At 72.5% G+C, this 15,911-nt stretch carries 5 protein-coding genes; all 5 read right to left on the bottom strand.

The genetic code is table 11. The annotated features are described in order from the left end of the window. Window positions 1-45: 45 nt before the first annotated feature. Window positions 46-4,668: an amino acid adenylation domain-containing protein gene (locus tag ACIGXX_RS02750; RefSeq protein WP_399972026.1), complete on the bottom strand. Its 4,623-nt coding sequence runs from the start codon at window positions 4,666-4,668 to the stop codon at window positions 46-48. After that, window positions 4,665-11,144 (bottom strand): amino acid adenylation domain-containing protein, encoded by a 6,480-nt coding sequence (locus tag ACIGXX_RS02745; RefSeq protein ID WP_399972022.1) that lies wholly within the window; start codon window positions 11,142-11,144, stop codon window positions 4,665-4,667. Before ACIGXX_RS02745 ends, ACIGXX_RS02750 begins: the two co-directional genes overlap by 4 nt. Window positions 11,145-11,167: 23 nt before the next feature. After that, window positions 11,168-13,123: an ABC transporter ATP-binding protein gene (locus tag ACIGXX_RS02740; RefSeq protein ID WP_399972019.1), complete on the bottom strand. Its 1,956-nt coding sequence runs from the start codon at window positions 13,121-13,123 to the stop codon at window positions 11,168-11,170. Between the two features lie 366 nt (window positions 13,124-13,489). Further along, window positions 13,490-14,437: a ParB/RepB/Spo0J family partition protein gene (locus tag ACIGXX_RS02735; RefSeq protein ID WP_361463934.1), complete on the bottom strand. Its 948-nt coding sequence runs from the start codon at window positions 14,435-14,437 to the stop codon at window positions 13,490-13,492. A gap of 417 nt (window positions 14,438-14,854) precedes the next feature. Beyond that, a complete protein-coding gene (gene aroF / locus ACIGXX_RS02730) occupies window positions 14,855-15,910 on the bottom strand; it encodes a 3-deoxy-7-phosphoheptulonate synthase (protein ID WP_399972016.1) in 1,056 nt (351 codons plus the stop codon). Window position 15,911 lies beyond the last annotated feature (1 nt).

Below are 15,911 nucleotides of genomic sequence, written 5' to 3'. Positions count from 1 at the left end.
CGGGTTCCAGGGCACGGGCAGGACGGTTCGTCCAGGACGTGACGGTCACGGGATGTCGTCGGCGAAACCGGCTTCGAGCTCGTCGACCTCGTCCTGCGCGAGGTCGAGGAGCGGGAAGTCGGAGGAGGTGTGTCCGCCCGCGGCGGGATCGGCGGTGTGGGCGGCCAGACCGCCGAGCAGGTCGAGCCAGAGCAGGCCGAGGCGTTCGGTCGCCGCCTCGTCGAGGAGCGCGGCGGCCCAGCTCAGCGTGAGGGTGAGCCTGGGGCCCGCGGCCGTGTCGACGATGACCGCGCCCGCCTCGATGGTGTGACCGGCGGGCATGGCGGGGTCGAGTGTGCCGCCGATCGTGGCGCTCGACGCGTCGGCGGTGAAGCGGCCCAGGTAGTTGAAGCCGATCTGCGGGCGCGGCAGGGCCGCCAGGGTCAGCGCGGTGGCGGGATTGAGGTGGCGCAGGAGACCGAAGCCAAGGCCGTCGCCCGGTATCGCCCGTGCCTGCTCCTTGACCGTCTTGAGCAGTGCTCCGGCCGCCGGGCCACCGGCCGTCACCTGGCTCACGTCGACGGCATTGAGGTCGAGGCGGACGGGATGGACGCTGGTGAACCAGCCCACCGTGCGCGACAGGTCCACGCCCTCGGTCGCCACCCGGCCGTGCCCCTCCACGTCCAGCAGGACTCCAGGGGCAGCCTCCTGCCGCCAGTGGGCGATGGCTCCGGCCAGGCCGGCGAGGAGCACCTCGTGCACACCGCAGTGAAAGACCATCGGCGTGCGGCTCGTCAGCGTTTCGGCCTGCGGGGTCGGCACGGTCCACGAACGGCGGCGCACGGTCGCCGCGGTGTCGCGGAGCGGGTCCAACTCCCGCTCCCCGACGGCAGGCTCCTTCCGCCCCAACAGGGCGCGCCACTCTGCCAGTTCGGCGACCCGCGCCTCCCCGGTGGCCTGCTCGACCAGCAGCCGCGACCAGTGCCGGAAGGACGTGCCCACCGGGTCCAGTCGCGGCTCCCGACCGGCTGCCACCGCTTCGCAGGCAGCCTTCAGGTCCGGCACCAGAATCCGCCACGAGACCCCGTCGACCGCCAAGTGATGGACCACGAAGGCCAGTCGGCCGACCCGTCCGGGTCCGGCGTCCACCCACGCCACCTGAAGCATCACGCCCGCCGAGGGGTCGAGGCGCTCCGCCGCCTCCTGTGCCGCCTCGTCCGCGATGTCGTCGAGGGTGCCGGCCACCGCGTAGGTCGCGTTCACGCGGGTGACCAGCGGCCCGGCATCCACCGATCCCTGCTCGCGGACGATCAGCCTCGGCGCCTCCGCGCCGCCGACCACCAGCGAGCGGAGTACGTCATGGGTGTCCACGACCGCGCTCAACGCGGCCACCAGGACGTGCCGTTGGAGCCCGGACGGAGCACTGACGACCGCCCATTGGGCGAACCTGCCGCGCAGGCCTCGCTCGCCCAGGTCCCGCATCACGGGCGTCCAGGGCACCTCGCCCACACCCACGTCCGGCGGAGCCGACACCTCGTCCGCCGGGCGGCCGACGACCGCGAGCCCGGCGGGTGTCTCGTGCTCGAAGACGTCCTGCGCCTTGAAGAGCAGGTTCGCGCGGCGGGCCCGTGCGGCCAGTTGCATCGACATGATCGAGTCGCCGCCGAGCTCGAAGAAGCTGTCCTCGACGCCGACCCGCTCCAGGCCGAGCACCTCGGCGAAGAGGCGGCACAGCGTCTCCTCGGCCTCGGTCCTGGGCGCACGGCCGACGACGCGTTCCGCGAAGTCGGGCGCGGGCAGAGCCGCGCGGTCGACCTTGCCGTTGCGGGTCACCGGCAGGGCGTCCAGGACGAGCACGGCGCCGGGCACCATGTAGTCGGGCAGCGCCCGGGCGATGTCGTCGCGCAGGCGCCCGGGGTCCGGCGCCCGGCCGTCCGGGACGACGTAGCCGACCAGCCGACGCTCACCCGGACCGTCATCGCGGGCGACGACCACGGCTTGCGCGACGGAAGGATGGGCGGCCAGGGCCGCCTCCACCTCGCCCAACTCGACGCGGAATCCCCGGACTTTGACCTGGGTGTCCGCGCGGCCGACGAACAGGAGCTCGCCGGTGTCGGTCTCGCGCACCAGGTCGCCGGTGCGGTACATCCGCTCGCCGGGCGCGTACGGGCACGCCACGAAGCGCTCCGCGGTCAGGCCTGGACCATCCCAGTAGCCCTGCGCCAACCCCGCGCCCGCGACGTACAGTTCGCCGGTCACACCTGGCGGCAGGGGCTGGAGGAACGCGTCCAGGACGAACGTCCGGCGCCCGGGCAGCGGTCGCCCGACCGGCAGTACGGGGCCCATCGCGTCGCCCGGCTCCAGTACGTGCCAGGTCGCGCAGAGCGTCGTCTCGGTCGGCCCGTACAGGTGCCGGACCGTGAGCTCGGGGCACGCCTCCCGGACCCTCGCCACCGACGCGGCCGGGACCACGTCTCCGCCCGTCAGCACCTCACGCAGTCCCGTGAGGCATTCCGGGGACTCCTCCGCAAGCACCCGGAACGACCCCGCGGTCAGATGCGCCGCCCTCACGCCGTCCGTCACGTGCTCACGCAGCTCCTGGGCGTCGACGACTCCGGGCCCCGCCAGCACCACACGGCCACCGGCGGCCAGCGGAACCCACAGCTCGTAGAGCGATACGTCGAAGGCGTGCGGGGCGTGCATCAGGACCGCGTCCGTCGGGCCCACTGCCCAGCTTCGCTCCCCCACCAGGGACGCGACGCTGCCGTGCGGCACCGCGACGCCCTTGGGTGTGCCGGTCGAGCCCGACGTGTACATCACGTACGCCACGTCCCGCCCCGTCACCGGCACGGCGAAGTCCCCGCCTTCGACGGCGGACAGCGCCTCCGTGACCTGCGGGTCATCCGCGACCAGCAGCCGCCCGCCGGCGCCCCGCGGCACCCCGCGCCGGCTCTCCGAGGCGCACACCACCACCGCCGGAGCCGCGTCCCCCAGCACGTGGGCCACCCGCTCCACCGGCGAGCCGACGTCCACGGGCACGTAGGCGGCGCCCGCACGCCACACGCCCAGGAGCACGGCCACCAGGTCCGGCGACCGTTCCATGACCACCGCGACACGGTCGCCCCGCCGCACCCCGAGTGCGGCCAGTTGTGCCGCCCAGCGCCCTGCCCGCTCCCACAACTCGCCGTACGTGAGGGTGGCTCGTCCGCCTTGGACGGCCACCGCTCCCGGCGCCGCGTCCACCCGCCGCGCGATCAGCTCCGGCACCGACCCACCCGCCGAAGCCGCCGTCACCTCGCGCTCGGGCAGTGCGTCGGCCACACCGATGCGTCCCACCGCCGCCGACGGTTCCGCCACCATCCGTTCCAGCACGCGTGTCAGGAGTCCGGCCAGCGCCTCGCCCACCGCCTCGTCCACCAGGTCGGGTTGGTACGTCACGTCCACCCGGAGGCACTCGCCGGGCGCGACGCCGATCGACAGCGGGTAGTGCGTGGCCTGGCGGGACTCCACCGTGGTGAGGGAGAGCGCGTCGGGCGTGGGCGGCTTCCCGGGTGGCCGGGGGTAGTTCTCGTACACCAGGAGTGTGTCGAAACCGGCGCCGGGGCCGGCGAGTTGCTGGATCTCCGAGAGACCCAGGTGCTGGTGGGCCAGGAGCGTGGACTGGTGGTCCTGGAGCTCTCGGAGCAGGTCGAGCAGCGGCTGCGAACCGTCGAGCCGGACCCGTACCGGCAGCGTGTTGATGAAGAGGCCGATCATGGAGTCGGCGCCGGGCAGCTCCGGGGGGCGGCCGGCCACCGTCGCGCCGAACACCACGTCCGTACGTCCGGCGAGGCGAGCCAAAAGCAGCGCCCAGGCGCCCTGTACGACGGTGTTCATCGTCAGGCCGTTGTCGCGGGCCAGCGCGGTGAGCGCTTCGGTCGTCTCCTCGGTGAGGCGGGAGGAGCGTTTCTTCGGAGGTGTGTCGCCGTGAGCGGGGCTCGTGGGGCCCGCGACCTGCGTCGGTTCCTCCGCTCCGGCCAGCTCCGCCTTCCAGGCGGCTCGTGCGGCCTCCTTGTCCTGGCGGGAGAGCCAGGCCAGGTACTCGCGGTAGGAGGTGACCGGGGGCAGCCCGGATGCGTCGCCGCCTGCCGCGTAGACCGTGGAGAGTTCGTCGAGCAGGAGCGGGGCCGACCAGCCGTCCATGAGGATGTGATGGCTCGTCATCACCAGTCGGTGCCTGCGCTCGCCGATGCGGATCAGGAGCAGACGCATCAGTGGTGCCGCCGCCGGGTCGATCCGGTCCGCGCGTTCGCGTGCGGCCAGGCGCTCGGTCTCGGCCGCCGCGTCGGCCTCGGTGAGGTCCGAGAGGTCGGCCTCGCTCCACGGCAGTACGACCTCGCGGGTGATGAGCTGCACGGCCTCGCCCGTCTTGCGCCGCTGGAAGCTCGCCCGCAGCGCCGCGTGCCGGGCCAGCAGGGCTTCCCAGGAGGCGCGGAAGCGGTCGGCGTCCATGGGCCCTTCGACCGCCAGTACGTTCTGCACGGTGTAGACGTCGGGCCCCTGGCCGTTGAAGTCGGCGTGGAACAGGAGCCCTTCCTGGAGGGGCGACAGTGGCCAGACCTCCGCGAGCGCGGAACCCCCGGTCCGGGGCGACGGCTGGTGGGCGGCGGGGGCGTGACCTGTTGCGGGGCTTGGGGTCGGGGTCTTCACAGCGAACGCCCTCCTTCGAGCTCTGCTGCTATCGCTTCGAACTGCTCGACCTCGTCCTGGGCGAGCTCGATGAGAGGGAAGTCGGACGGGGTGTGGCCGCCCGCCGTCGGGTCCGTGGTGTGGGCGGCGAGGCCCGCGAGCAGGTCGAGCCAGTGGCGGCCGACGCGCTCGGCCACCGCCTCGTCGAGGACCGCGCCGTGCCAGCTCAGCGAGACGGTCAGCTCGGGCCCTTCGGCGGCGTCGCGGACGGTCGCACCGGCCTCCAGGGTGTGCGTCGCCGGCATGGCCGCCGCGGTGGAGCTGCCGATCGCTTCTTCGCCTGCCATCTGCCAGGGGCCGACGGCGCCCGCTCCACCGACGGCGGGGAAGCGGCCCATGTAGTTGAAGCCGATCTGCGGGCTCGGCAGCGCGGCGAGCACCGGGCCCGTCTCGGGGTTCAGGTGGCGCAGCAGTCCGTGTCCCAGGCCGTCGCCCGGCACCGCCCGCGCCTGTTCCTTGACCGCCTTCAGGAGCGATCCGGCGGCCGGTCCGCCGGCTGCCGCCGCCGTCGTGTCGATGCCGGACAGGTCGAGGCGTACCGGGTGCACGCTGGTGAACCATCCGACGGTGCGCAGCAGATCGGCGTCGGCGACCGGCTTGCGTCCGTGGCCCTCGACGTCGATCAGGACTGTGCTCTGCGTGTCCCGCCGTCCTTGGACGACGGCTCCGGCCAGCGTGGCGAGGAGCACCTCGTGCACACCGCAGTGGAAGAGCGCCGGTGTCGGTCCCGCGAGCGTGGCCGCCTGCCGGGCCGGGACCGTCCAGGACCGGTGGCGCATGCCTGCCGCCGTGTCCCGTGCCGGGTCCAGGACCCGGTCGCCGAGGGGTGGTTCCGCCTGCGTACCGAGGAGGGCTGTCCATGCGTCGAGTTCCGCGACGCGGTTCCTGCCGATCGCCTCTTCGGCGAGGAGCCTGGACCAGCGCCTGAAGGAGGTGCCGACCGGGTCGAGCACCGGCTCCCGCCCGGTGGCCGCCGTGTCGCACGCGGCGCGCAGGTCCGGGACGAGGATCCGCCACGACACGCCGTCCACGGCCAAGTGGTGGATCACCAGGGCCAGTCGGCCGACCCGCTCAGGCCCGGCGTCCAGCCACACCGCCTGGACCATGACTCCGGCGAAGGGGTCCAGGCGCAGGACCGCCTCCCGTGCCGTGCGGCCCGCGAGCCCGTCCAGGTCGCCCTGCGTGACCTCCGCCGCGTCGACCCGGGTGATCAGGTGGGCGGCGTCCACAGAGCCGCGCTCGCCCACCACCAGGCGGGGCCCGGTGTCGCCGTCCGCCACGGCATGGGCGCGCAGCATGTCGTGCGTGTCGAGTACGGCGCCCAGGCCTGCCGCCAGGGTCTCGCGGCTGAGACCGGTGGGCGTTCCCATCACCACCCACTGGGTGAATCCGCCACCGAGGGCCCGCTCGCCCAGGGCCCGCATCACCGGTGTCCAGGCCACCTCGCCCTCGCCCACGTCCGGCCCCGACACGCTTCCGGCGCCGAGCCTGACCACCCGCGCGATGGCCTCGGGGGACCCGTGCTCGAACACGTCCTGGGCGCCGAAGAAGGCTCCGGCCCGGCGGGCGCGGCTCACCAGTTGCATCGAGCTGATCGAATCTCCGCCGAGCCGGAAGAAGTTGTCGTCGGCGCCGACCCGTTCGAGGCCGAGCACCTCCGCGAACAGGGCGCAGAGGATCTCCTCCGCCTCGCCTTCCGGCGCCCGGCCCAAGACGTGGCCGGCGAAGTCGGGCGCGGGCAGGGCGGGGACGTCGACCTTGCCGTTCGGGGTGACCGGCAGGGTGTCGAGGGCCAGGACGGCCGCGGGCACCATGTAGTCGGGCAGCGCGGCGGCGGCGTACTCGCGTACGGCGTGCCCGTCCACGGTCCGCGCGTCGGCCCGGTGCCCGGCTCGGGCGTCGGTGCCCACCACATAGCCGACCAGGCGGCGTTCCCCTTGCCGGTCCTGCCGGAGGATCACCACGGCCCGGTCGACGGCGGGGTGTCCGGCGAGGGCCGCCTCGATCTCGCCCAGCTCCACCCGGAACCCCCGCACCTTCACCTGGGCGTCGGCCCGCCCCGCGTAGACGAGGTCGCCGGTGCCGGTCCTGCGCACCAGGTCCCCGGTCCGGTACATCCGCTCACCGTGCGCGAACGGGCTGGCCACGAAGCGCCGTGCCGTCAGCTGTGTCCGCCGCAGATACCCGCGTGCCAGGCCCGCGCCCGCCACGTACAGCTCGCCCACCGTGCCCGCGGGCACCGGTCGCAGGAAGGCGTCCAGGACGTGGGCCGAGGTGTTGGCGACGGGGCGGCCGATCGACGGTTCGTCGTGCGCTTCGAGAGGGCGGCTGACCGTCGAGGCGACCGTGGCCTCGGTGACGCCGTACTCGCTGTAGATCTCGCGGTTCACCGACCACTGACGGCGCAGTTCGTCGGAGACGGGTTCGCCGCCGATGACCAGGACGCGCAGCGCGGGCAGGTCCTCCGGCGGCAGCTGTGCCAGCAGGGTCGGCGTCATCGCGACGTGCGTCACGCGCTCCGCGCGCATCAGGTGGACCAGCTCGTCGCCGGTCGCGTGCCGCCGCGCGGGCGGTGCCAGGACGAGGCGCCCGCCCGCGCACAGCACCGGCCAGATGTCCGACAGGGAGACGTCGAAGCTCGGCGAGACGAGTTGGAGCACGGCGCTGTCCGCGCCGATCCGGTACCGCGCGATGCGGTCGGCGACGAGGTTGCGCAGACCCCGGTGGGGGACGACCGCGCCCTTGGGGGTGCCGGTGGACCCGGATGTGTAGATGACGTACGCCGCGTGGGACGCGGTCAGCGGTGCGCGCCGCTCGGTGTCCTTCAGCGGGCCGTCGGCGTAATCGTCCACGGCCCGGGCGGTCAACGGGTCGTCCAGGAGCAGGAGTTGCCCGGTGTACTGCTGCGGTATCGCGTCGCGGGTCTGCCGCAGGCAGATCAGTACCGGCGGGGCCACATCGTCGAGGAGCATGCGCAGCCGCGCCGGGGGAAGTCCCGGGTCCACGGGGACGTAGACACCTCCGGCCGTCGACACCGCGATGAGCGCGGTCACCAGTTCCGCCGAGCGGTCCGCCATGACGGCCACCCGCGTCTCGGGCCCCACACCCCTGTCCGTCAGGTACCGGGCCAGACGCGCCGCTCGGCCGGCCAGTTCGCGGTACGTCAGCGAACGCTCGCCGTCCACCACCGCCACCGCGGTGGGTGCGGAGGCGGCCTGCTCGGCGAAGAGGTCCGGTGCCGTGGCGTCGGGCACGGCCTGCGTCGGCGTGGTCCGTTCCCGCGCCACGAGCGCGCGTTCGGCCTCGGGGAGGATGTCGATGCGCCCCACGGGCGACGACGGGTCCGCCACCATCTGTTCGAGGACGCGGACCAGCGAGGAGATCACGGCTCCGGCCCGGTCGCGGCCCACGACGTCCGGGCGGTGCACGAGCAGTCCTCGCAGCCGGGTGTCAGGGACCACGATCAAGGCCATCGGGTAGTGGCCCCTGTCCTCGGGCTCCCCGACGGGGCGGATGACCAGGTCCGTGCCGGCGCCGGTCCCGTCGGGCGTCCGCGGGAGGTTCTCGAACACCACGAGCGTGTCGAACACCGCGCCGGAACCCGCCAGTTGACGGATCTCGCGGAGGCCCAGGTGCTGCCGGGCCATCAGCCCGACCTGTCGCTCCCGCAGGTCCGCCAGCAGCCCGGCGACCGACTGGTCCGGGGCCAGGCCCACCCGTACGGGAACGGTGTTGATGAACAGGCCGACCGCCGTCTCGACCCCCGGCAACTCCGCTGGGCGGCCCGCCACCGGAGTGCCGAACACCACGTCCGTGCGCCCCACGAGCCGGGCGAGGAGCTGCGCCCACGCGCCCTGCACGACCGTGTTGACGGTCACCCCTTGGGAGCGGGCCAACTCCACCACACCACCCGTGAGTTCCGCGGTCAGCTCGAACGGCAGCGGGTCCGGCACGACCCGCGCGCCTGCCGGTTCCTGCGGCACCACCAGCGTCGGCTCGTCGGCCCCGGCGAACTCCGCGCGCCAGGCCTCGCGCGCCGCTTCCTTGTCCTGCCGGTCGAGCCAGGCCAGGTACTTGCGGTACGACGTCGTCGTGGGCAGCGTCCGGCCGTCGCCGCCCGCCGCGTACACCTCGGACAGTTCGGCGAAGACGACGTCGGTGGACCAGCCGTCCACCAGGGAGTGGTGGACGGTGACGATCTGGCGGTGCCGGTCGGCGCCGAGGCGTACCAGGAGCAGCCGCAGCAGAGGCGCGGCCCGGAGATCGAACTTCTCGGCCCGCTCGGCGCGGGCGATGCGCGCCACCTCGGCGGGCACCTCGTCCTCCGGCAGCTCCGAGAGGTCGGCCTCCCGCCAGGGCAACTCGGCCCCGGCCGTGACGACTTGGACCGTCCGGCCGGAGTCCCGCTGGTGGAAGCTCGCGCGCAGCACGGCGTGCCGGGCGAGCAGCGTCTCCCACGACGTGCGCAGCCGGTCGGCGTCGAGAGGGCCGTCCAGTGCCAGCGTCCGCTGGCTCGCGTACACGTCCGGCCCGTCGTCGTCGAAGGTGGCGTGGAAGAGAATCCCCTCCTGCAGCGGCGACAGCGGCCATACGTCCACCAGGCCCGGCACCGAGGCCCGCAGCCGGTCGGTCTCCTCCTCCCGGAGCTCGCCCATGAGCGAGCCCGCGAAGCGGTCGCGGGCGGGGGTCGCGTGCTGCTCGCCGGAGCGGGCGATCGTGGCCAGGGCGGCCGGTGTCGCGTGCTCGAAGACGTCCTCGGCCCGGAAGAACAGGTGCGCGCGGCGGGCGCGAGCGGCCAGTTGCATCGACATGATGGAGTCGCCGCCCAGCTCGAAGAAGCCGTCCTCCGCGCCGACGCGCTCCAGGCCGAGCAGCTCCGCCATCAGGTCGCACAGGACCGACTCGACCTCGGTGCGCGGCGCGCGCCCGGTGACCTTCGCGGCGAAGTCGGGGGCGGGCAGGGCGTCGCGGTCGACCTTGCCGTTGCGGGTCACCGGGAGGGACGCGAGGGGCAGTACCGCGGTGGGGACCATGTAATCGGGCAGGGTCTCGGCGAGCGCGTCGCGGACGCGTCCGGGGTCCAGGGCCTCCGGCTCGTCGGGGACGACGTAGCCGACCAGGCGCCGCTCGCCCCGCCGGTCCGCACGGGCGACGACGACCGCCTGGGCCACGCGGGGGTGGGCGGCGAGCGCGGCCTCCACCTCGCCCAACTCCACGCGGAATCCACGGATCTTGACCTGGTCGTCCGCGCGGCCGACGAAGAGCAGCTCGCCGTCCTCGGTCTCGCGCACCAGGTCACCGGTGCGGTACATCCGCTCGCCCGGGACGTACGGGCAGGCCACGAAGCGTTCCGCGGTCGGTCCTGGCCGGTTCCAGTAGCCCCGCGCCAGGCTCGATCCCGCCACATACAGCTCGCCGACCGTACCGGCGGGCAGCGGCCGCAGAGCCGCGTCCAGGACGAAGGCCCGGCGGTGGGGCAGCGGGCGCCCGATCGGGAGCACGGAGCCCGTCGCGTCGCCCGGCGTCAGCAGATGCCAGGTGGCGCACAGGGTCACCTCGGTCGGCCCGTACAGGTGCCGGACGCCCACCTCCGGGCAGGCCTCGCGGACGCGGGCCACCGAGCCGGGCGGGACCACGTCGCCGCCGGTGAGCACCTCTCGTAACCCGGTGAAGCAGTCCGGTGATTCCTCGGCCATGACGCGGAAGGAACCCGCGGTCACATGCACGGCGGTGACACCGGCCGCGACGTGCTCGCGCACCTGCTGGCCGTCCACCACACCCGGCTCGGCGATCACCACGCGGCCACCGGCGGCGAGCGGCACCCACATCTCGAACAGCGTGACGTCGAAGGCGTGCGGGGCGTGCATCAGGACCGCGTCGTGCGGGCCGACCGCCCAGCCGTCGTCGCCCACCAGTGCCGCCACGCTCGCGTGCGGCACCGCGACGCCCTTGGGCACCCCGGTCGATCCCGACGTGTACATCACGTACGCCACGTCCTGCTCGGCCACCGGTGTGCGGACGTCCCCGCCGTCGCGGGCGGCCACCGCCGCCCGCACCCGCGGATCGTCCACCACCCGCACGGCGGCGCGCTCCGGCACCACGCCCCGGCTCTCCGCGGTGCAGAGCACCACCGCGGGAGCGGCGTCGTCGACGACGAAGGCGATGCGCTCGGCCGGGGAACCCGCGTCGACGGGGACGTAGGCGGCGCCCGCCCGCCACACGCCCAGGAGCAGCGCGGGCAGTTCCTGCGACCGCTCCATCACCACCGCGACGCGCTCGCCGCGGCCCACACCGAGCCCTGTCAGATACGCCGCCCATCGGCCCGACCGGTCCCACAACTCCTCGTACGACACCGTCTGTTCGCCCTCGACCGCCACCGCGCCGGGTGAAGACTCCACCCGTGCGGCGATCAGCTCCGTCACCACCGACGACTCCACCACTTCCCCCTTCAGGCCGGCGCTCAGCGCTCGTCCGGGTCGGCACCCAGGCGCAGGATGTGCTCGCCGCCGACGGCGGGCGGCGGGCCACTGCCGCCGAGCACGGGTCCGCTGCCGCCCAGGACGGGGCCGCTTCCGAGGACCGGGCCCTGGAGCACCGGTTCCTTGGGGGCGGCCGGGCCCGCTCCGTTGGTGCTGGGGCGGTTGAACTGCGTGTGGTAGAGCTCGGCGTAGAGGCCTCCTGCCGCGAGGAGTTCGTCGTGGGTGCCGCTCTCGCGGACCTCGCCCTCGTCGATGACGAGGATCTGGTCCGCCTCGCGGATGGTGGACAGGCGGTGGGCGATCACCAGGGACGTCCTGTCCCGCAAGGCGGTGGTCAGCGCCTGTTGGATGGCCGCCTCGGACTCGGAGTCCAGGTGCGCGGTGGCCTCGTCGAGCACCACGATGGACGGCGCCTTCAGGAGCAGTCGGGCGAGGGCGAGGCGTTGCTTCTCGCCGCCGGAGAGCCGGTAGCCGCGGTCGCCGACCACGGTGTCGAGGCCGCTGGGCAGGGAGCGGATCAGGTCGCCGATCTGGGCCGCGTCGCAGGCCCGGAGCAGATCGCGCTGCGTGGCGTCGGGGCGTGCGTAGGACAGGTTCACGCGGATCGTGTCGTGGTAGAAGTGCGCGTCCTGGCTGACCACGCCGACGACGTCGCGCAGGGAGTCGAGGCTGACGTCGCGCAGGTCGTGGCCGTCGATGCGGACGCTTCCCGATGTCGGGTCGTAGAGGCGGGACACGAGGTGGGTGGTGGTGGTCTTGCCGCCGCCCGACGGGCCGACGAGGGCGGTGAGTTTGCCGGCCGGCACCCGGAAGGTCATGCCGTGGAGCACCTGCGCCGTCTCCTTGGCCCGTTCGGCCGCGGACAGCGCGTTGGACTCCAGCGAGGCCAGGGAGACGTCGCTGGCGCGCGGGTAGCGGAAGGACACCTGGTCGAACTCGATCTCCGGTGCGGGTCCTTCGCCCGGAGCGGTGAGGGCGACCGGGTTCGGCTTCTCCTCGATGAGGGGCTTGAGGTCGAGCACCTCGAAGATGCGGTCGAAGCTGACCATCGCGGTCAGCGCGTTGGACTGCAGGCTGGACAGCTGTGTGATGGGCCCGTAGAGGCGGCCCAGGAGTGCGGCCAGGGCCACCAGTGTGCCGATGCGGAACACGTCGTTGAGGACCAGGCCGCCGCCGACGCCGTAGACGAGGGCGGTCGCCAGGGACGCGAGCAGCGCCATGAAGATGAAGGAGAGCCTGCTGTAGACCGTCCAGACGATGCCGACCTGGCGCACCTCGCCCGCTCGGGCCTCGAACGCGGCCGCTTCCTCGCGCGGGCGTCCGAAGAGCTTGGCGAGCATCGCCCCGCCGACGTTGAAGCGTTCGTTGATGATGCCGCCCAGTTCGCCGTTGGCCTGCATCTGGGCCCTGGAGTAGTGCTGCAGGCGCCGTCCCACGTAGATGCCGGGGACGATGAACAGGGGCAGCATGGCGACGGCGATCAGGCTGATGAGCCAGGACAGATAGAACATCTCGGCGAGGACGAGCGCGACGGTCAGCACGCTGGTCGCGGAGACCAGCATCGTGGTGAGGGCCTGTTGGGCCAGCATGACGTCGCCGTTGAGGCGGCTGGCGAGCAGCCCCGTCTGGGTCCGGGTGAAGAACGCCATCGGCTGCCGCTGCACGTGCTTGAAGGCCTCGACCCGCAGATCGTGGCTGACGCCCTGTCCGATGCGCCCGGAGAAGTAGCTCTGCACGAGCTGTGCCAGCGCGTCGACGACGGCGAGTCCGGCCACGACGAGGGCGACGGTCGTGATGACGCCCGCATCGTCCTTGAGAATTCCTTCGTCGATGATCGTCTTCAGCAGCAGGGGCGTCGACACAATGATGAGGGAATCCACCACGGTGGTGAGCAGCAGAAAGGCGAACGCGGGCTTGTGCGCCTTCATGTAGGACATCGCCCGGCGCACTGATCCCGGCCGCAGCGATTGCTTCTGGGCCCCGGATTGCGGCCCTCCGATGGTGGGTCCACCAGGTCCTTGGGTGATCAACACGCGACGGGATCCTCCTGCCTCGGCATTACGGAATGGGGCTCGTCGATATGACACGCAATGTGGTCACCCGCAGGACGATACCTTTCTGCATTCCGGCCATCCAGGCCCTGAATTGGGCACGGAAATACCCGAGTCGGGGCAGCGCGATACGCGCCGTGGAACTGCCCGTGGTCAGGGAAATATCCATGGCCGGAGAAATGTTCGTGGTCGACCGGATCGGGAGGTCGGCGTCCAAGTGGGCAGTCTGCCCACTTGGACGCCCGGGGTGTCCTACGCGGTCTCGGCGACCTTGCGCTGGACGCGCACCGCTACCTCCGCCCACATCTCCGCGCACTCGTTGGCCAGGTAGGCCACGATGCGGCCGCAGTGCGGCGGGGCCTTGTCGATGATCTCGTCCCAGTCCTCCGCGCTGATCGTGTGGATGTTGAGCAGCCGCAGCAGGGTGCGGCCGGTCTCGCTGAAGCGCAGCGCCGGGTCGGCGTTGAGGCGTTTGAGGACCGCGGCGCGGTCCTGGCCCGTGTCACGGTCGGTCACGATGGTGGGGCCGGTGCCGCTGCTGGGGGCGCTCGCGCTTCCTTCGCCGCCGCCCCGTTTCCCGCGCTGCGGCAGCGGGTCCTCGCCACGCATCATCCGGTTGCGCACGTCGCGGACCGTTTCCGGGGAGATGGACGCGACGCGTGCGATCTGGCGCAGGGACAGCTGGGGGTTCTCGGCGATGAGTTCGCTGGCCACCCTGCGTCCCTCGGTGCCGTCGACCGGGCGAACCCGGCCGTCGTGGCCGATCCTGCTCGCTTCGCCGGCCTGCTCGGCCGGGGCCCGTCTGCGGATCTCCGCGACGGTTCCCGGCGCGATGCCGCTGACCGAGGCGATCATCCGGTCGGACCACTGCGGGTGCGAGGCGATGATGCGCCCGGCGGCACGCTTCCGGTCGGCCGTGGTCAGCGGCAGACCGTGCGTGACGTTGGACTCGACGGCCAGGACGAAGGCGTCGGCCGCGTCCCCGTCGAAGAACTTCGCCGCGATCTTGCGATGCCCCCGCAGTTCGGCGGCCCGCAACCGGTGCAGTCCGTCGATGACGCGCATGGTCGAGCGGTGCACGGTGATGGGCGGCAGCGGGGTCTGCACCACTGCCAGCGCCTCCACGTGTTCCTGATCCATGCCGGAGATTCGCGGTGAGTCGGCCGTCGACAGCGACCTGATCTCGACTTCGACGACCATGAGTTGGTCGATCTGCGCATGCCCAGGTATTGCCAATGGAAATCCCCCTAGTGATCTGATGTCGCCCGTGCGCGCATGTCGGCCCGCCGGTCAGGATCGGCGCGGCATCAGGGAGGGATTGGCCAGAAGTGAAAGGTGATGCACGCTCGTAAGACCGGTTCGCCCGATGGCCGGGCGATGAACGAGGTGCGCGGAAATACACCGGCACTGCGGTGATGAGCCCGAGCCGCACATCTCTCGTGGATTAGCAGAACTACACCCGCACTCGGCGCCACTTCCCCTCCTGGGGGTTCCGCTCCGATCCTGAATGGGAGCGGAATCCCGCTGACCGAACCACGTTCACCCTAACAACGCGCTTTCCGGCCTGGTACCCCTCACTAGCAGCATTGATCTAGGTCTTGAAACCCCTATTCACCCCTATCGGGTGCCCGATCCCGCCCCGGCTCGCGCCGTCGGCCGCGTGAGCGTGCGGCCCATCAGGGGCGACATGACCGCGGCGATGTTCGCGAGTTCACCGATCTCGGCCCGGGTCACGGCCTGACTGCCGTCGCAGAGCGCCGTGCCGGGATCGGGATGTACGTCGATCATGACGCCGTCCGCGCCGACGGCGAGGGCGGCACGGGTGAGGGGGACGACGAGGTCGCGGCGGCCGCCCGAGTGCGAGGGGTCCACGATCACCGGCAGGTGGGAGAGGCGCTGGACCACGGGCACGGCGCTGATGTCCAAGGTGTTGCGGGTGGCGGTCTCGAACGTACGGATGCCGCGTTCGCAGAGCACGATGTCGAGGTTGCCCCGCTGGGCGATGTACTCCGCCGCCATCAGCCACTCCTCGATGGTGGCGCCGAAGCCGCGCTTGAGGAGCACGGGCCGCCCGGCCGCGCCGACCTCCTGGAGGAGCGCGAAGTTGTGCATGTTGCGGGTGCCGACCTGCAGCATGTCCGCGTAAGGGGCGAACAGTTCGACGCCTGCCGGGTCGATGACCTCGGTGACCACCGGAAGCCCCGTCTCGTCCCGGACGTCGGCGAGGATCCGCAGCCCGCTCTCGCCGAGCCCCTGGTAGGCGTACGGCGATGTGCGCGGTTTGAACGCCCCGCCGCGCAGCAGCGCGGCTCCCGCGGCCTTGGCCATCTGTGCGGCGGCCAGGGTCTGTTCGGGGCTCTCCACCGCGCAGGGTCCGGCGATCACGGTCAGGGTGTCCGGTCCGATGGGTACGCCGCCCACCCTGATCACGGACCGGTCGGGGTGGTGCTCCCGGCTGACCAGCTTGTACGGCGCCGAGATCCGCACGACGTCGAGGACGCCGGGGCGGTTGGCCAGATTGAGCGCGTCAAACGCGTCCACGTCTCCCACCAGGCCGACGATGGTGCGGGTCACGCCGCGGCTGACGAACGCGTCACCGCCCGCCGCCCGCACCAGTTCGACGACCGCGTCCACGTCCTGCTGCGTGGCCTCGGGGGCCATCACGACCACCATG

Origin of the sequence: Streptomyces sp. NPDC055243 (assembly GCF_044544025.1) — a bacterium.
Lineage (GTDB): Bacteria > Actinomycetota > Actinomycetes > Streptomycetales > Streptomycetaceae > Streptomyces.
The sequence above is the reverse complement of the archived record's forward strand: the minus strand, read 5'-3'. Positions and strand labels throughout refer to the sequence as shown.

Excerpts from the sequence above, each read along its gene's own strand:
- ACIGXX_RS02740 (WP_399972019.1), bottom strand. The coding sequence starts at position 13,123 with ATGTCCTACATGAAGGCGCACAAGCCCGCGTTCGCCTTTCTGCTGCTC.
- ACIGXX_RS02735 (WP_361463934.1), bottom strand. The coding sequence starts at position 14,437 with ATGGTCGTCGAAGTCGAGATCAGGTCGCTGTCGACGGCCGACTCACCG.
- aroF (WP_399972016.1), bottom strand. The coding sequence starts at position 15,910 with ATGGTGGTCGTGATGGCCCCCGAGGCCACGCAGCAGGACGTGGACGCG.